Origin of the sequence: Enterobacter asburiae (assembly GCA_011754535.1) — a bacterium.
Classification (GTDB): domain Bacteria; phylum Pseudomonadota; class Gammaproteobacteria; order Enterobacterales; family Enterobacteriaceae; genus Enterobacter; species Enterobacter cloacae_N.
In genome coordinates, this window is record JAAQVN010000001.1 from 270,282 (window position 1) to 289,172 (window position 18,891).

The window sequence follows — 18,891 nt, forward strand, 5'->3', positions numbered from 1 at the left end:
CCCTGGTCAGCGTCCGTTGCTGACCTGATGACAATAAAAAACCGGACGATCGCTGACAATCATCCGGTTTTGCCTTTCCGTAGCGCCTCGACAATTTTTTACCGTGTTGCAGTGCGTTTCATCGTCATTGCGAGGCTCTTCCCAGCCAGCTGTCCCAGTCTTTCCAGACAGGCTGCAGACCCTGTGCCGTCAGGGCGGCGGCAACGGTTTCTGGACGCCGTCCGTCATGCGGTGCAAACTGCTCCAGCTCCGGATGGTCGTCTGCATACCCGCCCGGCTGCGTTTTGGAAAACGCGCTGACGTTGTTAATCGCAAGGGGAATGACGCGATCGCGAAACGCCGGGGACTCACGTGTTGAGAGCGATAATTCTACTTCCGGGGCGAGCAGGCGAAACGCGCAGATGGTCTGCACCAGCTGGCGCTCATCCATCAGCGAAGCCGGTTCAATGCCTCCTGCGCAGGGGCGAAGGCGCGGGAAGGAGATGGAGTATCGGGTTTGCCAGTAGTGTTGCTGCAGCCACAGCAGATGTTCTGCCACCATGTAGCAATCAACCCGCCAGCTGTCTGAAAGCCCAATTAGCGCCCCCAGCCCGATTTTGTCGATCCCGGCACGGCCCAGCCTGTCCGGCGTTTCCAGCCGGAAGAAGAAATCCTGCTTCTTCCCCTTCAGGTGATGCCGGGCGTACGTCGTCTCGTGGTAAGTTTCCTGATAGACCATGACCCCGTCCAGCCCGAGCGTTTTTAACTCTGCATACTCGTCCTGCGACAGGGGCTGAACCTCCATCTGCAACGACGCAAACTCCCGACGTATCGCCGGAAGATGCTGACGGAAGTAGTCCATTCCCACTTTCCCCTGATGCTCGCCCGTAACCAGCAGAAGATGCTCAAACCCCATTTCACGAATGGCGGCACACTCGCGTGCGATCTCCTCTTCATCGAGCGTTTTCCGCTTGATGCGGTTGCTCATGGAGAAACCACAGTAGGTACAGTCGTTGGCGCACAGGTTCGAAAGATAGAGCGGGACGTAGAAGCTTACCGTGTTGCCAAACCGTTGCCGGGTGAGGCGCTGAGCGCGCTGTGCCATCGGTTCAAGGTAGGCGCTGGCTGCCGGAGAGAGCAGGGCCATCAGATCCTCACGGGTCAAATGACGGGCATTCAGCGCGCGTTCCACGTCAGCCGCCGTTTTGCTGTTGATGCGCAGGGCAATGTCGTCCCAGTTAAGCTCGCGCCAGCGCTCGGTAAACGTGCTCATGAGAGCGCCTCCAGAAAACCGGTCAGCGGGCTGGTAGCCTGTGCCTGGAAACTGCGTGAGCCGGGACCTGATTCTCTGGCCAGCACGCCAGCCTCCACGGCAAGACGGAACGCGCGCGCCATCATCACCGGATCGTCAGCTACCGCAATCGCGGTATTCACCAGCACCGCGTCGGCACCCATCTCCAGCGCCTGCGCGGCGTGGCTGGGAACGCCGATGCCCGCATCCACCACCACCGGCACGGTCGCCTGCTCGATGATGATCTCCAGCATTGCGCGGGTTTCCAGCCCCTGATTGGAGCCAATGGGGGCGCCCAGGGGCATGACGGCGGCGCAGCCGACCTCTTCCAGACGCTTACACAACACGGGATCCGCGCCGCAGTAAGGCAGAACGGTAAACCCCTGCTGCACCAGCTTTTCTGCCGCTTTCAGCGTCTCGATCGGGTCGGGCAGCAGCCAGCGGGCATCCGGGTGAATTTCCAGCTTCAGCCAGCGGGTGCCGAGCGCTTCCCGCGCCAGCTGTGCGGCGAAAATCGCCTCTTCGGCCGTTTTGGCGCCGGAGGTGTTAGGCAGCAGCGTGACGCCAGCTTCAAGCAACGGTGCAAGAATGGCATCGCTGTGATGACGCAGATCCACGCGCTTAAGCGCCAGCGTCACCAGCTGGCTGCCGCTTTCGCGAATGGCATCCACCATCAGCTGTGGCGAGGCGAATTTTCCGGTTCCGGTAAACAGATGCGAATCAAAGACTTTATCGGCAATACGTAACATATCAGCCCCCTGCGATAACCTGAAACAGCAGGATCTGGTCGCCTTCATTGACCTGCTGATGTTCCCACTGCTCGCGCGGCAGGATCTGTTGATTGAGCGCCAGCGCCGTTCCCGGCTTAAGCTGGCGTAATTTATCGAGCAGTACGGCAACGGTAAGCCCGTCGTCGCAGCTCATCGGCTCATCGTTAAACAGAATGCGCATCGCGGCCTCCGCATACCGGGCAGCGGCTGGCGCGGTGTAGCGCCAGATGGCGCCAGCCGCTGGAGCGGGCGTCGAACAGGCGCAGCGTGTTGCGCTCCGTCTCCATGCCGCTGAGCAGCTTGATGGCCTCCAGCGCCTGCAGCGTGCCCATCACGCCCACCACCGGACCAAGCACACCCGCCGTGCGGCAGTTGCGCGCTGGCTCGGCATCGTCCGGCCACAGGCAACGGTAGCAGCCCTGCGCCCACGGCGGCGTTAGGACCATCATCTGCCCGCCGAACCCCACCGCGCTGGCGGTGATCAGCGGCGTATTCTCTGCCACGCAGGCGGCGTTAATGGCCTGACGCGTCGCCATATTGTCGGTGCAGTCCAGCACCACGTCGGCAAGGGCGACTTCACGCTGCAAATGTTCACCGCTCAGCCGCGTCTGAAGTGCAATCAGTTCGATATCGGGGTTGAGCTGATTCAGCCTCTGGCGCGTAACCTGCGCTTTAGGCTGGTTGACATCGTCTGTCGTGAAGAGGATTTGCCGCTGCAGGTTGCTGAGGTGCACTTCGTCGTCATCGGCCAGCACCAGCGTGCCCACGCCCGCACCGGCCAGATAGAGCGCGGCGGGCGCGCCTAATCCTCCCAGGCCAACAATCAGCACCCGGCTGGCGAGCAGCTTTTGCTGCCCGTCGATGGCGATATCTTCCAGCAGGATCTGACGGCTGTAGCGCATAAAATCGCGGTCATTCATTGCCAGCTCCTGTCAGCTGTAAAAGCTGTTCGGTGGCGGACCGCCAGTCTGCCGCCTGGGTGATGGCGCTGACGACGGCGATACTGCCGACGCCGGTCTCCAGCACTGCCGGGGCGCGTTCAAGGCTGATTCCGCCAATAGCGACGGTCGGGTAATCGGCAAGGCGCTTAACGTGACTCGCCAGCTGCGTCAGCCCCTGCGGCGCCGAGGGCATCTGCTTGGTTTGCGTCGGGAAGACGTGACCCAGCGCGATGTAAGAGGGGCGGGCCGTCAGCGCCACGTCGATCTCCATGTCATCGTGTGTTGAAACGCCAAGGCGCAGGCCAGCCTGGCGGATGGCGTTCAAATCGGTGGTTTCCAGGTCCTCCTGACCCAAATGGACACCATACGCCTGGTGCTTAATCGCCAGTCGCCAGTAATCGTTGATAAACAGACGCGCGTCGTAACGGCGTCCCAGCGTGATGGCGGCGACCACATCGGCCTCTACCTCTTCATCGCGCTTATCCTTGATGCGCAGCTGGAGGGTGCGAACGCCGGCCTCAAGCAGGCGTTCGATCCACTCCACGCTGTCCACCACCGGATAGAGCCCTAAACGGAAGGGCACGGAGGGGAAATCAGGCTGGTACATTACGCCTCCTCTTTTTTGAGGTAGATTTCGCCGCCTTTCGCGCGGAAGGTTTCTGACATGTCCGCCATGCCGACTTCAATGGTCTGCGCGGCGGCGTAGTCGCGCACCTCCTGGCTAATTTTCATCGAGCAGAACTTCGGCCCGCACATGGAGCAGAAGTGCGCCACCTTACCCGATTCCTGCGGCAGGGTTTCATCGTGGTAGGCGCGGGCGGTGAAGGGATCGAGCGCCAGGTTAAACTGGTCTTCCCAGCGGAATTCAAAGCGCGCTTTGGACATGGCGTTGTCGCGGATTTGCGCACCCGGGTGGCCTTTCGCCAGATCCGCCGCGTGGGCGGCAATCTTGTAGGTAATCAGCCCCTGCTTCACGTCCTCTTTGTTAGGCAGGCCGAGGTGCTCTTTCGGCGTCACGTAGCAGAGCATGGCGCAGCCGAACCAGCCGATCATTGCCGCCCCAATGCCTGACGTGAAGTGGTCATAGCCCGGCGCAATATCGGTCGTCAATGGCCCCAGGGTGTAGAACGGCGCTTCGTGGCAGTGTTCCAGCTCCTCGGTCATGTTGCGGCGGATCATCTGCATCGGCACGTGGCCCGGGCCTTCAATCATTACCTGCACGTCATACTCCCAGGCGATTTTGGTCAGTTCGCCCAGCGTGTGCAGCTCGGCAAACTGCGCTTCGTCGTTGGCGTCGCGAATTGAGCCCGGACGCAGGCCGTCGCCCAGCGACAGCGAGACGTCATAGGCGGCGCAGATTTCGCAGATCTCGCGGAAGCGCTCGTAGAGGAAGTTTTCCTGATGATGGGACAGGCACCACTTCGCCATAATGGAACCGCCGCGCGAGACGATGCCGGTCAGACGCTTCGCCGTCATCGGCACATAGCGCAGCAGCACGCCTGCGTGAATGGTGAAGTAGTCCACACCCTGTTCCGCCTGCTCCAGCAGCGTGTCGCGGAACGCTTCCCAGGTGAGGTTTTCGGCGATGCCGTTGACCTTCTCCAGCGCCTGATAAATCGGGACGGTACCGATCGGCACCGGGCTGTTACGCAGGATCCATTCGCGGGTTTCGTGGATGTAGCGGCCAGTAGAAAGATCCATTACCGTATCCGCGCCCCAGCGCGTTGACCAGACCAGCTTTTCCACCTCTTCTTCGATGGATGACGTCACCGCCGAGTTGCCGATGTTGGCATTGACCTTCACCAGGAAGTTACGGCCGATAATCATCGGCTCGGATTCCGGATGGTTAATGTTGGCGGGGATAATAGCGCGGCCTGCGGCCACTTCGTCGCGCACAAACTCTGGCGTGATGTTTTCCGGCAGGCGAGCGCCAAAGCCTTCGCCCGGATGCTGGTGGCGCAATATTTCGCTGCGGATGCGCTCACGGCCCATGTTTTCACGGATGGCGATGAACTCCATCTCCGGCGTGACGATGCCCTGGCGCGCATAGTGCAACTGGGTCACGCATTTGCCCGCTCTGGCGCGTTTTGGCGTCAGCAGGCCGGTAAAGCGCAGCTCGTCCAGACCGTCGTCGGCCAGACGTTCTTTGGTATACGCAGAGCTGCGCACGCTCAGCTCTTCGCAGTCGTTACGCGCGTCAATCCACGGCTGGCGTAGCTTTGCCAGGCCCTGCTGGACATTGATGGCAACATCAGGGTCACCGTACGGGCCTGAGGTGTCATACACCGGCACGGCTTCGTTGTCTTCGTACTGCGGGTTCTCTTTGCTGCCGCCAATAAGCGTCGGGCTAAGCTGGATTTCACGCATCGGCACGCGGATATCGGCCTGCGAGCCGGTGATGTAGATACGTTTCGAGTTTGGGAAGGCGGTCCCTTCCAGGGTATCGATGAAGCGTTGGGCGTGTTCGCGCTGTTCGCGACGGGTCAATTTAGCGATAGACATAGCTCATTCCAAAAGTGAAGGACATGGCTTGTCAGACGACGGATGAAGCAAGAGAAGATCGCCCAGGGGCGATTCAACAGCAGTGTAACTCTTGTTCCCTTCGCAGGTATTAGCCTGATCAGGTTCCGCGGATCCCGAATTAACGGTCTCAGCCCGCGCGTTCAGGCGCTGGGCACTCCGACAAGAAAAATCCCCCTCCGTAGAGGGGCGAATGGTTGTAAATTACTCGTTAACGATTAAGAACTCAAGCCGGGCGCACGACGTTATCTTCGTGGCTGACGTCCAGGCCGTTATCCAGGGCGAGGGCGATCAGCTTATCTTCCAGCGTGAATCGCTCTTCCAGCGCTTCGCCAAGGTCGGAAAGCGCCTGCTGGAACTCAAGATAATTATCGTGATCGATGGCATTCTCGAGCGTGGAATCGTAGTAATCCATAATCTGCTGGGTATTGGCTTCCAGTAGTGGACAAAGTTTGCTGGCCGCTAAACAGGGATTTGTGCCTTCCATTTCGCGGATAATACGTTCATAAATGTTGAAATGGCCGTCGGAAAGGTAGTCGACCAGGCTCTGACAAAAATCATCCAGCGCTTTTTCGTTCAGCCGCATAAAGGATTCTTTGCCAGGCTTAAGACCGACCAGATTGTAATACGCCACGAGGAGATGCTTGCGTACATGTAGCCAGCGATCCACCAGTGTGTTACTTCCTCCAACGCGCTCCGTCAGGCTTTCTAGCTGGTTTAACATGGTCGACTCCGCAAAGTTTAGAATGGGATCTACTTATCCAAAATGTAACCACAATGCTAACAACATGTCAGTGAAGCGAAGGTAGTGCAATAGATATGGATCGTATTATTGAAAAATCAGATCTGGGTTGGTGGATCGTCAGTCACGAACAGAAGTTGTGGCTGCCCGGTGGAGAAATACCCTACGGTGCGGCAGAAACGTTCGATCTCGTGGGCCTGCCTGCGCTCAGGATCGGCGAGTGGCAGGGTGAGCCCGTATGGTTGATCCAACAAGCGCGTCGTCAGGATATGGGATCCGTTCGCCAGGTGCTTGATCTGGATGCGGGACTGTTCCAGCTCGCGGGGCGGGGCGTGCAGCTGGCGGAGTTTTATCGCTCGCACAAATACTGCGGCTATTGCGGGCATACCATGCACCCAAGCAAAACCGAGTGGGCGCTGCTCTGCGGCCACTGCCGTGAACGTTATTATCCGCAGATCGCGCCGTGCATCATCGTCGCTATCCGTCGGGAAGATTCCATCCTGCTGGCGCAGCATACCCGCCATCGCAACGGCATTCATACCGTCCTCGCCGGGTTCGTCGAGGTGGGCGAAACGCTGGAGCAGGCGGTAGCGCGCGAGGTGATGGAAGAGAGCGGAATCAAGGTGAAAAACCTGCGCTACGTCACCTCGCAGCCGTGGCCGTTCCCGATGTCGCTGATGACGGCGTTTATGGCTGAATATGATAGCGGCGAGATCGTTATCGACCAGAAAGAGCTGCTGGAGGCAAACTGGTATCGTTATGACGATCTGCCTCTTTTACCCCCACCGGGTACGGTGGCGCGTCGGCTGATAGAAGATACCGTGGCGATGTGTCGGGCCGAGTATGAGTAGTGTTACACTGAGGCCATGACGCTTAAGGAACTGCAAAAATGACCGAACTGAAGAACGATCGTTATCTGCGTGCGCTGCTGCGCCAGCCCGTTGATGTCACCCCGGTGTGGATGATGCGCCAGGCGGGACGCTATCTGCCAGAGTACAAAGCCACGCGCGCACAGGCGGGTGATTTTATGTCGCTGTGCAAAAACGCCGAGCTGGCCTGTGAAGTAACGCTCCAGCCGCTGCGCCGCTTCCCGCTGGATGCCGCCATTCTCTTTTCGGACATTCTCACCATTCCGGACGCCATGGGCCTTGGGCTCTATTTTGAAACCGGCGAAGGCCCGCGCTTCACCTCCCCTATCAAAAGCAAAGCCGACGTGGATAAGCTGCCGATCCCCGATCCGGAAGGCGAGCTGGGCTACGTGATGAACGCCGTACGCACCATTCGCCGTGAGCTGAAAGGTGAAGTGCCGCTGATTGGCTTCTCCGGCAGCCCGTGGACGCTGGCGACCTATATGGTTGAAGGGGGCAGCAGCAAAGCCTTCACCATGATTAAAAAGATGATGTACGCCGAGCCGCTGGCCCTGCATGCGCTGCTCGACAAGCTGGCGAAGAGTGTCACCCTCTATCTGAACGCGCAGATTAAAGCGGGCGCGCAGTCGGTGATGATTTTCGATACCTGGGGCGGCGTGCTGACCGGGCGCGATTATCAGCAGTTCTCCCTGTACTACATGCACAAAATCGTCGACGGCCTGCTGCGTGAAAACGAAGGCCGTCGCGTGCCGGTGACGCTGTTCACCAAAGGTGGCGGCCAGTGGCTGGAAGCGATGGCGGCAACCGGCTGCGACGCGCTGGGCCTCGACTGGACCACCGATATCGCCGAAGCGCGCCGTCGCGTGGGCGACAAAGTGGCGCTGCAGGGCAATATGGATCCGTCCATGCTCTATGCGCCGCCAGCCCGCATTGAAGAAGAAGTGTCGACTATACTGTCTGGTTTCGGCCAGGGTGAAGGCCACGTGTTTAACCTCGGCCACGGCATCCATCAGGATGTGCCGCCAGAACACGCAGGCGTATTTGTGGAGGCGGTGCATAGGCTTTCAGCCCAGTATCACAAGTAAGGAGAGGTTATGGATCTCGCGTCGCTACGCGCTCAGCAAATCGAACTGGCTTCATCGGTGATCCGTGAGGATCGTCTGGATAAGGATCCTCCGCAGTACATTGGTGGAGCGGACGTCGGGTTCGAGCAGGGTGGGGAAGTGACGCGAGCGGCGATGGTCGTACTGAAATACCCTTCGCTTGAGCTGGTGGAGTACAAGGTGGCGCGTATCGCGACCACCATGCCGTACATTCCGGGTTTCCTCTCCTTTCGCGAATATCCCGCGCTGCTGGCAGCGTGGGAACAGCTCTCGCAAAAACCTGACCTGCTGTTTGTCGATGGACACGGTATTTCCCACCCGCGCCGCTTAGGCGTTGCCAGCCACTTTGGGCTGCTGGTGGATGTGCCGACCATCGGCGTTGCCAAGAAGCGCCTGTGTGGGGCGTTTGAGCCGCTCTCCCCAGAGCCTGGCGCGCTGGCGCCGCTCATCCATAAAGGCGAGCAGCTGGCGTGGGTCTGGCGCAGCAAGGCGCGCTGTAACCCGCTGTTCATCGCCACCGGGCACCGGGTCAGTATGGACAGCGCCCTGGCGTGGGTTCAGCGCTGCATGAAGGGCTACCGTTTACCTGAGCCGACGCGCTGGGCGGACGCCGTTGCCTCCTCGCGTCCGGCTTTTGTTCGTTGGCAGGAAATTCAGCCGTGATTCAGGTAAACTGCGGCTAATTTTCGATTCGAGACATCATCATGCTACAAAACCCGATTCATCTGCGCCTTGAGAAGCTGGAAAGCTGGCAGCACGTGACGTTTATGGCTTGCCTGTGCGAGCGCATGTATCCCAACTACGCCGCGTTCTGTAAGCAAACGGAGTTTGGCGAAGGCCAGATTTATCGCCGCATCCTGGATTTAATCTGGGAGACGCTGACGGTTAAAGACGCGAAGGTGAACTTCGACTCTCAGCTGGAAAAGCTGGAAGAGGCGATCCCGGTTGCGGATGATTTTGACCTGTACGGAGTTTATCCAGCGATTGATGCCTGCGTCGCGTTAAGCGAGCTGCTCCACTCTCGTCTGAGCGGTGAAACGCTGGAGCACGCTATCGAAGTCAGTAAGGCCTCAATTACCACCGTCGCGATGCTGGAGATGACCCAGGCAGGTCGTGAAATGACCGACGAAGAGCTGCGTGCCAATCCGGCCGTAGAGCAAGAATGGGACATCCAGTGGGAAATTTTCCGCCTGCTGGCAGAGTGTGAAGAACGCGATATTGAGCTGATCAAAGGTCTGCGAGCGGACTTACGTGAGGCCGGCGAGAGCAATATTGGTATAATTTTTAACCAATGAGACAACAAAACGTGATTTAACGCCTGTTTTGTCGCTCCTCGACTCTTCCCTTCTGCCCCCCGTCTGGTCTACATTTGGGGGGCGAAAAAAAGTGGCTATCGGTGCGTGTATGCAGGAGAGTGCTTTTTTGGCATTTTCGTCGCACTCGATGCTTAGCAAGCGATAAACACATTGAAAGGATAACTTATGAACAAGACTCAACTGATTGATGTAATTGCGGACAAGGCTGATCTGTCTAAAGTGCAGGCTAAAGCTGCTCTGGAATCTACCCTGGCTGCTATTACTGAGTCTCTGAAAGAAGGCGATGCTGTACAACTGGTTGGTTTCGGTACCTTCAAAGTGAACCACCGCGCTGAGCGTACTGGCCGCAACCCGCAGACCGGTAAAGAAATCAAAATCGCCGCAGCTAACGTGCCGGCATTTGTTTCTGGTAAAGCACTGAAAGACGCTGTTAAGTAAGACGCGTGGCAGTGAACAGTTTTAGCGAAGGGGCGGCAACGCCCCTTTTGTCTTTCTGGCGTGGAACGCTCGCGCTGGCAGGCGTGCTGTTGCTGTCAGCCTGTAGCCACGATTCCTCCCTCCCTCCGTTTACCGCCAGCGGTTACGCGGACAACCAGGGGGCGGTCAGGATCTGGCGCAAAGATTCCGGTGGCGAAGTGCATCTGCTTTCTGCCTTCAGCCCGTGGCATAACGGCAATACGTCGACTGCGGAATATCGCTGGCAGGGAGATGACCTGTCGCTGATTGAACTGAACGTCTACAGCAAAACCCCCGAACACGTGAAAGTGCGTTTTGATGACCATGGCGAGCTGAGCTTTATGCAGCGTGAAGTCGGCGGTCAAAAACAGCAGCTTTCCAGTGATCAAATCGCCCTCTACCGTTACCGTGCCGAACAAATCCGCCAGACAAGCGACGCGCTGCGTCTGGGACGCGTTGTGCTGCGCCAGGGGCGCTGGCATACCGATGGAACGGTGACCACCTGCGAAGGGCAGACGGTGAAGCCTGAGCTCGAATCCTGGGCTACCGAACATATTCAACGCCGTCAGCGTCATTCATCAATGGAGGTGAGTGTGGCGTGGCTGGAAGCGCCGGAAGGCTCTCAGCTGCTGCTGGTGGCGAACGAAGACTTCTGCACCTGGCAGCCGACAGAGAAAAGTTTTTGATTTAAGTTCCCTCTCCCTTGAGGGAGAGGGTTAGGGAGAGGGTGTGAAATTACTCGCCCTGCTCACGCGCAATCGCGCGATAACCGATATCCTGGCGGCTGAAGCTGCCGTCCCAGTGAATATCCGCCATCAGCGCATAAGCGCGCTTCTGCGCTTCTGCCACGGTATGGCCCAGCGCGGTGGCGCACAGCACGCGGCCACCGTTGGTGAGGACGCGATCGTCGTCAGCCAGCTTCGTCCCGGCGTGGAACACCTTCGCACCGTCAATTTCTTCCAGCGGCAGGCCGTGGATTTCATCGCCGGTGCTGTAGCTACCCGGATACCCGCCCGCAGCAATCACCACGCCCAGAGACGCGCGCTCGTCCCACTCTGAGGTTTTCTCGTCGAGCTTGCCTTCGCAGGCTGCCAGACACAGATCCACCAGATCGGATTTCATGCGCAGCATGATAGGCTGTGTTTCCGGATCGCCGAAGCGGCAGTTGAATTCAATCACCTTCGGGTTGCCCTGCTTATCGATCATCAGACCTGCGTAAAGAAAACCAGTGTAGGTATTGCCTTCCGCCGACATCCCTTTCACGGTAGGCCAGATGATGCGGTCCATGGTGCGCTGGTGCACTTCGTCAGTCACTACCGGAGCAGGGGAGTAGGCGCCCATCCCGCCGGTATTCGGGCCGGTATCGCCGTTGCCCACGCGCTTGTGATCCTGGCTGGTGGCCATCGGCAGAACGTGCTCGCCGTCGACCATCACGATAAAACTCGCCTCTTCACCGTCGAGGAACTCTTCGATCACGATGCGGTGGCCCGCGTCGCCAAAGGCGTTGCCGGCCAGCATATCGTGAACAGCGGCTTCGGCTTCCTCGAGGGTCATCGCGACGATAACGCCTTTCCCGGCGGCCAGACCGTCGGCCTTGATGACAATCGGCGCGCCTTTTTCACGTAAGTAGGCCAGGGCTGGCTCCACTTCGGTGAAGTTCTGATACTCCGCCGTCGGAATGTTATGACGCGCGAGGAAATCTTTGGTGAAGGCTTTAGAGCCTTCAAGCTGGGCTGCACCTTCCGTTGGGCCGAAGATTTTCAGGCCTGCTGCGCGGAACGCATCCACCACGCCAATTACCAGCGGTGCTTCCGGGCCCACAATCGTCAGGTCGATTTTCTCGCTCTGGGCAAAGCTCAGCAGCGCCGGGATATCGGTCACGCCGATAGCCACGTTCTGCAGCGCGGGTTCCAGCGCGGTACCGGCGTTGCCCGGTGCCACGAAGACGGTATCAACCAGCGGAGACTGCGCCGCTTTCCACGCCAGAGCGTGCTCGCGCCCGCCGTTACCAATCACTAATACTTTCATTTTCTGCTCCGGGAATTAATGGCGGAAGTGACGCATGTCGGTGAAGATCATCGCGATGCCGTGTTCGTCGGCGGCGGCAATCACTTCGTCGTCGCGGATAGAGCCGCCAGGCTGGATCACGCAGGTGATGCCCACAGCAGCAGCCGCGTCGATACCGTCACGGAACGGGAAGAAAGCGTCAGAAGCCATGGCGGAGCCTTTCACTTCCAGACCTTCATCGCCTGCTTTAATGCCCGCAATTTTCGCGGAGTAAACGCGGCTCATCTGGCCGGCGCCTATCCCGATGGTCATGTTCTCTTTGGCGTAGACAATGGCGTTTGATTTGACGAACTTGGCGACCTTCCAGCAGAACAGCGCGTCACGCAGTTCCTGTTCGCTCGGCTGACGCTTGGTCACCACGCGCAGGTCGGCTTCTGTCACCATCCCCAGATCGCGGTCCTGAACCAGCAGACCGCCGTTCACGCGCTTGAAGTCCAGGCCCGGCACGCGTTCGGCCCACTGGCCGCAAACCAGTACGCGCACGTTCTGTTTCGCCGCGGTGATTTTTAGCGCTTCTTCGGATGCGGATGGCGCGATGATCACTTCAACGAACTGGCGGGAGATGATGGCCTGTGCGGTTTCAGCATCCAGCTCGCGGTTGAAGGCGATAATGCCGCCGAACGCGGAGGTTGGGTCGGTTTTGTACGCGCGATCGTAGGCATCCAGAATAGAGCTGCTCACGGCAACGCCGCATGGGTTCGCATGCTTGACGATAACGCAGGCAGGCTCGCTGAACTCTTTCACGCACTCCAGCGCAGCGTCGGTGTCGGCAATGTTGTTATAGGAGAGCGCTTTGCCCTGCACCTGCTTGGCAGTCGCAACAGAGGCTTCTTTTACCTCTTCTTCTATATAGAAGGCTGCATGCTGGTGGCTGTTCTCGCCGTAACGCATATCCTGCTTCTTAATGAAGTTCAGGTTCAGGGTGCGCGGGAAGCGGCCAGAAGGATCTTTGCTTTCACCGTGGTAAGCCGGCACCAGGCTACCGAAGTAGTTGGCGATCATGCTGTCGTACGCCGCGGTGTGTTCGAAGGCTTTGATGGCGAGGTCGAAACGCGTTTCCAGTGTGAGCGACCCTTCGTTAGCATCCATCTCATTAATAATGGTTTCGTAATCGCTGCTCTTCACCACGATGGCCACATCTTTATGGTTCTTGGCTGCGGAGCGCACCATGGTCGGGCCGCCGATATCAATATTCTCTACGGCATCTTCAAGAGAACAGCCTTCGCGGGCAACGGTTTGGGCAAACGGGTAGAGGTTAACGACCACCATGTCGATTGGGGCGATGTCATGCTGTTTCATAATGGCGTCGTCCTGACCGCGACGGCCAAGAATACCGCCGTGTACTTTCGGGTGCAGGGTTTTGACGCGTCCATCCATCATTTCCGGGAAACCGGTGTAATCGGACACTTCGGTTACCGGCAGACCTTTATCTGCTAACAGGCGAGCGGTACCGCCTGTGGAAAGCAGCTCCACACCGCGTGCGGAAAGTGCCTGAGCGAATTCGACGATACCGGCTTTATCAGAAACACTGAGCAGAGCGCGGCGGACTGGACGACGTTGTTGCATGGTAAATCCCCTGGATTTCACGATTACAGAGAGCGTTAGATGAATTTTCCAGTGAAAAACTCATCTAACACACCTGACGGGGCATCCTTATTAAGCGCGAGCATTTTAACGAAAACGTTTGCGCAACGCTCGCATATTTTCACTTTTTCGTATCATTGTGGATAAGTCTGTGTGTAAAAAGGTATAAGGCGGGGGTTTGCTGTGGAATGCAGCAGTCAGTCATTTTTCTGTCATTTAGCGGTTGCGGCCTGCGGAGAACTCCCTATAATGCGCCTCCATCGACACGGCGGATGTGAATCACTTCACAGACAACCCGGTCGGTTGAAGAGAAAAAATCCTGAAATAACGGGTTGACTCTGAAAGAGGAAAGCGTAATATACGCCACCTCGCAACGGTGAGCTGAAAGCCGCGTTGCACTGCTCTTTAACAATTTATCAGACAATCTGTGTGGGCACTCAAAGTGACATGGATTCTTAATGTCTTCGGACAATAAATGAATACCAAGTCTCTGAGTGAACATACGTAATTCATTACGAAGTTTAATTCACGAGCATCAAACTTAAATTGAAGAGTTTGATCATGGCTCAGATTGAACGCTGGCGGCAGGCCTAACACATGCAAGTCGAACGGTAGCACAGAGAGCTTGCTCTCGGGTGACGAGTGGCGGACGGGTGAGTAATGTCTGGGAAACTGCCTGATGGAGGGGGATAACTACTGGAAACGGTAGCTAATACCGCATAACGTCGCAAGACCAAAGAGGGGGACCTTCGGGCCTCTTGCCATCAGATGTGCCCAGATGGGATTAGCTAGTAGGTGGGGTAACGGCTCACCTAGGCGACGATCCCTAGCTGGTCTGAGAGGATGACCAGCCACACTGGAACTGAGACACGGTCCAGACTCCTACGGGAGGCAGCAGTGGGGAATATTGCACAATGGGCGCAAGCCTGATGCAGCCATGCCGCGTGTATGAAGAAGGCCTTCGGGTTGTAAAGTACTTTCAGCGGGGAGGAAGGCGATAAGGTTAATAACCTTGTCGATTGACGTTACCCGCAGAAGAAGCACCGGCTAACTCCGTGCCAGCAGCCGCGGTAATACGGAGGGTGCAAGCGTTAATCGGAATTACTGGGCGTAAAGCGCACGCAGGCGGTCTGTCAAGTCGGATGTGAAATCCCCGGGCTCAACCTGGGAACTGCATTCGAAACTGGCAGGCTAGAGTCTTGTAGAGGGGGGTAGAATTCCAGGTGTAGCGGTGAAATGCGTAGAGATCTGGAGGAATACCGGTGGCGAAGGCGGCCCCCTGGACAAAGACTGACGCTCAGGTGCGAAAGCGTGGGGAGCAAACAGGATTAGATACCCTGGTAGTCCACGCCGTAAACGATGTCGACTTGGAGGTTGTGCCCTTGAGGCGTGGCTTCCGGAGCTAACGCGTTAAGTCGACCGCCTGGGGAGTACGGCCGCAAGGTTAAAACTCAAATGAATTGACGGGGGCCCGCACAAGCGGTGGAGCATGTGGTTTAATTCGATGCAACGCGAAGAACCTTACCTACTCTTGACATCCAGAGAACTTAGCAGAGATGCTTTGGTGCCTTCGGGAACTCTGAGACAGGTGCTGCATGGCTGTCGTCAGCTCGTGTTGTGAAATGTTGGGTTAAGTCCCGCAACGAGCGCAACCCTTATCCTTTGTTGCCAGCGGTCCGGCCGGGAACTCAAAGGAGACTGCCAGTGATAAACTGGAGGAAGGTGGGGATGACGTCAAGTCATCATGGCCCTTACGAGTAGGGCTACACACGTGCTACAATGGCGCATACAAAGAGAAGCGACCTCGCGAGAGCAAGCGGACCTCATAAAGTGCGTCGTAGTCCGGATTGGAGTCTGCAACTCGACTCCATGAAGTCGGAATCGCTAGTAATCGTGGATCAGAATGCCACGGTGAATACGTTCCCGGGCCTTGTACACACCGCCCGTCACACCATGGGAGTGGGTTGCAAAAGAAGTAGGTAGCTTAACCTTCGGGAGGGCGCTTACCACTTTGTGATTCATGACTGGGGTGAAGTCGTAACAAGGTAACCGTAGGGGAACCTGCGGTTGGATCACCTCCTTACCTTAAAGAACCTGCCTTTGCAGTGCTCACACAGATTGTCTGATGAATGATGAACTTCTGAATGTACTTTTGAGTGCATTAAGAAGTTTTGCTCTTTAAAAATCTGGATCAAGCTGAAAATTGAAACGACACACATGTTATGTGTGTTCGAGTCTCTCAAATTTTCGCAATCACGAAGTGAAACATCTTCGGGTTGTGAGGTTAAGCGACTAAGCGTACACGGTGGATGCCCTGGCAGTCAGAGGCGATGAAGGACGTGCTAATCTGCGAAAAGCGCCGGCGAGGTGATATGAACCTTTGACCCGGCGATGTCCGAATGGGGAAACCCAGTGTGATTCGTCACACTATCGTTAACTGAATACATAGGTTAACGAGGCGAACCGGGGGAACTGAAACATCTAAGTACCCCGAGGAAAAGAAATCAACCGAGATTCCCCCAGTAGCGGCGAGCGAACGGGGAGCAGCCCGGAGTCTGAATCAGCTTGTGTGTTAGTGGAAGCGTCTGGAAAGTCGCAGGGTACAGGGTGATACTCCCGTACACGAAAATGCACAGGCTGTGAACTCGAAGAGTAGGGCGGGACACGTGGTATCCTGTCTGAATATGGGGGGACCATCCTCCAAGGCTAAATACTCCTGACTGACCGATAGTGAACCAGTACCGTGAGGGAAAGGCGAAAAGAACCCCGGCGAGGGGAGTGAAAAAGAACCTGAAACCGTGTACGTACAAGCAGTGGGAGCACCTTCGTGGTGTGACTGCGTACCTTTTGTATAATGGGTCAGCGACTTATATTCTGTAGCAAGGTTAACCGTATAGGGGAGCCGAAGGGAAACCGAGTCTTAACTGGGCGTTAAGTTGCAGGGTATAGACCCGAAACCCGGTGATCTAGCCATGGGCAGGTTGAAGGTTGGGTAACACTAACTGGAGGACCGAACCGACTAATGTTGAAAAATTAGCGGATGACCTGTGGCTGGGGGTGAAAGGCCAATCAAACCGGGAGATAGCTGGTTCTCCCCGAAAGCTATTTAGGTAGCGCCTCGTGAACTCATCTTCGGGGGTAGAGCACTGTTTCGGCTAGGGGGCCATCCCGGCTTACCAACCCGATGCAAACTACGAATACCGAAGAATGTTATCACGGGAGACACACGGCGGGTGCTAACGTCCGTCGTGAAGAGGGAAACAACCCAGACCGCCAGCTAAGGTCCCAAAGTCATGGTTAAGTGGGAAACGATGTGGGAAGGCACAGACAGCCAGGATGTTGGCTTAGAAGCAGCCATCATTTAAAGAAAGCGTAATAGCTCACTGGTCGAGTCGGCCTGCGCGGAAGATGTAACGGGGCTAAACCATGCACCGAAGCTGCGGCAGCGACACTATGTGTTGTTGGGTAGGGGAGCGTTCTGTAAGCCGTCGAAGGTGGCCTGTGAGGGCTGCTGGAGGTATCAGAAGTGCGAATGCTGACATAAGTAACGATAAAGCGGGTGAAAAGCCCGCTCGCCGGAAGACCAAGGGTTCCTGTCCAACGTTAATCGGGGCAGGGTGAGTCGACCCCTAAGGCGAGGCCGAAAGGCGTAGTCGATGGGAAACAGGTTAATATTCCTGTACTTGGTGTTACTGCGAAGGGGGGACGGAGAAGGCTATGTCAGCCGGGCGACGGTTGTCCCGGTTTAAGCGTGTAGGTGTGTGTTCCAGGCAAATCCGGTTCACTTTAACACTGAGGCGTGATGACGAGGCACTACGGTGCTGAAGTGATAAATGCCCTGCTTCCAGGAAAAGCCTCTAAGCATCAGGTAACACGAAATCGTACCCCAAACCGACACAGGTGGTCAGGTAGAGAATACCAAGGCGCTTGAGAGAACTCGGGTGAAGGAACTAGGCAAAATGGTGCCGTAACTTCGGGAGAAGGCACGCTGATATGTAGGTGAAGCCCCTGCGGGTGGAGCTGAAATCAGTCGAAGATACCAGCTGGCTGCAACTGTTTATTAAAAACACAGCACTGTGCAAACACGAAAGTGGACGTATACGGTGTGACGCCTGCCCGGTGCCGGAAGGTTAATTGATGGGGTTAGCGGCAACGCGAAGCTCTTGATCGAAGCCCCGGTAAACGGCGGCCGTAACTATAACGGTCCTAAGGTAGCGAAATTCCTTGTCGGGTAAGTTCCGACCTGCACGAATGGCGTAATGATGGCCAGGCTGTCTCCACCCGAGACTCAGTGAAATTGAACTCGCTGTGAAGATGCAGTGTACCCGCGGCAAGACGGAAAGACCCCGTGAACCTTTACTATAGCTTGACACTGAACACTGGTCCTTGATGTGTAGGATAGGTGGGAGGCTTTGAAGCGTGGACGCCAGTCTGCGTGGAGCCGTCCTTGAAATACCACCCTTTAATGGCTGGTGTTCTAACGTGGACCCGTAATCCGGGTTGCGGACAGTGTCTGGTGGGTAGTTTGACTGGGGCGGTCTCCTCCCAAAGAGTAACGGAGGAGCACGAAGGTTAGCTAATCCTGGTCGGACATCAGGAGGTTAGTGCAATGGCATAAGCTAGCTTGACTGCGAGAGTGACGGCTCGAGCAGGTGCGAAAGCAGGTCATAGTGATCCGGTGGTTCTGAATGGAAGGGCCATCGCTCAACGGATAAAAGGTACTCCGGGGATAACAGGCTGATACCGCCCAAGAGTTCATATCGACGGCGGTGTTTGGCACCTCGATGTCGGCTCATCACATCCTGGGGCTGAAGTAGGTCCCAAGGGTATGGCTGTTCGCCATTTAAAGTGGTACGCGAGCTGGGTTTAGAACGTCGTGAGACAGTTCGGTCCCTATCTGCCGTGGGCGCTGGAGAATTGAGGGGGGCTGCTCCTAGTACGAGAGGACCGGAGTGGACGCATCACTGGTGTTCGGGTTGTCATGCCAATGGCACTGCCCGGTAGCTAAATGCGGAAGAGATAAGTGCTGAAAGCATCTAAGCACGAAACTTGCCCCGAGATGAGTTCTCCCTGAGACTTTAAGTCTCCTGAAGGAACGTTGAAGACGACGACGTTGATAGGTCGGGTGTGTAAGCGCAGCGATGCGTTGAGCTAACCGATACTAATGAACCGTGAGGCTTAACCTTACAACGCCGAAGGTGTTTTGGCGGAAGAGACAGAAGATTTTCAGCCTTGATACAGATTAACAGAATT

General features: G+C 56.8%; 15 protein-coding genes, 2 rRNA genes and 1 riboswitch. Of the genes, 8 read left to right on the top strand and 9 right to left on the bottom strand.

The window, feature by feature from the left end; genetic code table 11:
• Positions 1-124 precede the first annotated feature (124 nt).
• From thiH to HBM95_01235, 7 genes are all read right to left on the bottom strand, one after another.
• Positions 125-1,252 carry a 2-iminoacetate synthase ThiH gene (thiH, locus tag HBM95_01205; protein ID NIH41567.1) on the bottom strand — a complete coding sequence of 376 codons (1,128 nt, stop codon included), beginning with the start codon at positions 1,250-1,252 and terminating at the stop codon, positions 125-127.
• A complete protein-coding gene (gene thiG / locus HBM95_01210; GenBank protein ID NIH41568.1) occupies positions 1,249-2,067 on the bottom strand; it encodes a thiazole synthase in 819 nt (272 codons plus the stop codon). The genes thiH and thiG overlap by 4 nt, the downstream gene beginning before the upstream one ends.
• A complete protein-coding gene (gene thiS, locus HBM95_01215) occupies positions 2,021-2,221 on the bottom strand; it encodes a sulfur carrier protein ThiS (GenBank protein ID NIH41569.1) in 201 nt (66 codons plus the stop codon). The genes thiG and thiS overlap by 47 nt, the downstream gene beginning before the upstream one ends.
• Complete coding sequence (gene thiF / locus HBM95_01220; GenBank protein ID NIH41570.1) at positions 2,205-2,960, bottom strand: thiazole biosynthesis adenylyltransferase ThiF; 756 nt, start codon at positions 2,958-2,960, stop codon at positions 2,205-2,207. Before thiF ends, thiS begins: the two co-directional genes overlap by 17 nt.
• On the bottom strand, positions 2,953-3,588 hold the full coding sequence (thiE, locus tag HBM95_01225; protein NIH41571.1) for a thiamine phosphate synthase: 636 nt from the start codon (positions 3,586-3,588) through the stop codon (positions 2,953-2,955). Before thiE ends, thiF begins: the two co-directional genes overlap by 8 nt.
• Positions 3,588-5,483 (bottom strand): phosphomethylpyrimidine synthase ThiC, encoded by a 1,896-nt coding sequence (thiC, locus tag HBM95_01230; protein ID NIH41572.1) that lies wholly within the window; start codon positions 5,481-5,483, stop codon positions 3,588-3,590. The genes thiE and thiC overlap by 1 nt, the downstream gene beginning before the upstream one ends.
• A gap of 78 nt (positions 5,484-5,561) precedes the next feature.
• Positions 5,562-5,673: riboswitch (TPP riboswitch) on the bottom strand.
• Positions 5,674-5,727: 54 nt separating this feature from the next.
• Positions 5,728-6,225 (bottom strand): Rsd/AlgQ family anti-sigma factor, encoded by a 498-nt coding sequence (locus HBM95_01235; GenBank protein ID NIH41573.1) that lies wholly within the window; start codon positions 6,223-6,225, stop codon positions 5,728-5,730.
• A gap of 95 nt (positions 6,226-6,320) precedes the next feature.
• Between HBM95_01235 and nudC the strand changes: the two genes are divergently transcribed.
• The 6 genes from nudC (at position 6,321) to HBM95_01265 (ending at position 10,673) form a co-directional block, all read left to right on the top strand.
• Positions 6,321-7,094 (top strand): NAD(+) diphosphatase, encoded by a 774-nt coding sequence (nudC, locus tag HBM95_01240; protein NIH41574.1) that lies wholly within the window; start codon positions 6,321-6,323, stop codon positions 7,092-7,094.
• A gap of 38 nt (positions 7,095-7,132) precedes the next feature.
• The gene (gene hemE / locus HBM95_01245; GenBank protein ID NIH41575.1) at positions 7,133-8,197 is read left to right on the top strand and encodes a uroporphyrinogen decarboxylase; all 1,065 of its coding nucleotides are present in this window, start codon (positions 7,133-7,135) and stop codon (positions 8,195-8,197) included.
• A gap of 9 nt (positions 8,198-8,206) precedes the next feature.
• On the top strand, positions 8,207-8,878 hold the full coding sequence (gene nfi / locus HBM95_01250; protein NIH41576.1) for a deoxyribonuclease V: 672 nt from the start codon (positions 8,207-8,209) through the stop codon (positions 8,876-8,878).
• Between the two features lie 41 nt (positions 8,879-8,919).
• On the top strand, positions 8,920-9,510 hold the full coding sequence (locus tag HBM95_01255) for a YjaG family protein (GenBank protein NIH41577.1): 591 nt from the start codon (positions 8,920-8,922) through the stop codon (positions 9,508-9,510).
• 186 nt (positions 9,511-9,696) lie between these two features.
• A complete protein-coding gene (gene hupA, locus HBM95_01260; protein NIH41578.1) occupies positions 9,697-9,969 on the top strand; it encodes a DNA-binding protein HU-alpha in 273 nt (90 codons plus the stop codon).
• Between the two features lie 11 nt (positions 9,970-9,980).
• A complete protein-coding gene (locus HBM95_01265) occupies positions 9,981-10,673 on the top strand; it encodes a DUF1481 domain-containing protein (GenBank protein ID NIH41579.1) in 693 nt (230 codons plus the stop codon).
• Positions 10,674-10,722: 49 nt separating this feature from the next.
• Here HBM95_01265 and purD read toward each other — a convergent pair whose 3' ends face one another.
• Both purD and purH read right to left on the bottom strand, forming a co-directional pair.
• Positions 10,723-12,015, bottom strand: a complete 1,293-nt coding sequence (purD, locus tag HBM95_01270; protein NIH41580.1) for a phosphoribosylamine--glycine ligase — start codon at positions 12,013-12,015, stop codon at positions 10,723-10,725.
• A gap of 15 nt (positions 12,016-12,030) precedes the next feature.
• Entirely contained in the window at positions 12,031-13,620 is a 1,590-nt protein-coding gene (purH, locus tag HBM95_01275; protein ID NIH41581.1) for a bifunctional phosphoribosylaminoimidazolecarboxamide formyltransferase/IMP cyclohydrolase, read from the bottom strand.
• Between the two features lie 561 nt (positions 13,621-14,181).
• Here purH and HBM95_01280 point away from each other — a divergent pair.
• Both HBM95_01280 and HBM95_01285 read left to right on the top strand, forming a co-directional pair.
• Positions 14,182-15,731 (top strand): 16S ribosomal RNA (locus HBM95_01280).
• A 180-nt stretch (positions 15,732-15,911) separates the two neighbouring features.
• Positions 15,912-18,842 (top strand): 23S ribosomal RNA (locus tag HBM95_01285).
• The 16S and 23S rRNA genes sit together here, the layout of an rRNA operon.
• Positions 18,843-18,891 lie beyond the last annotated feature (49 nt).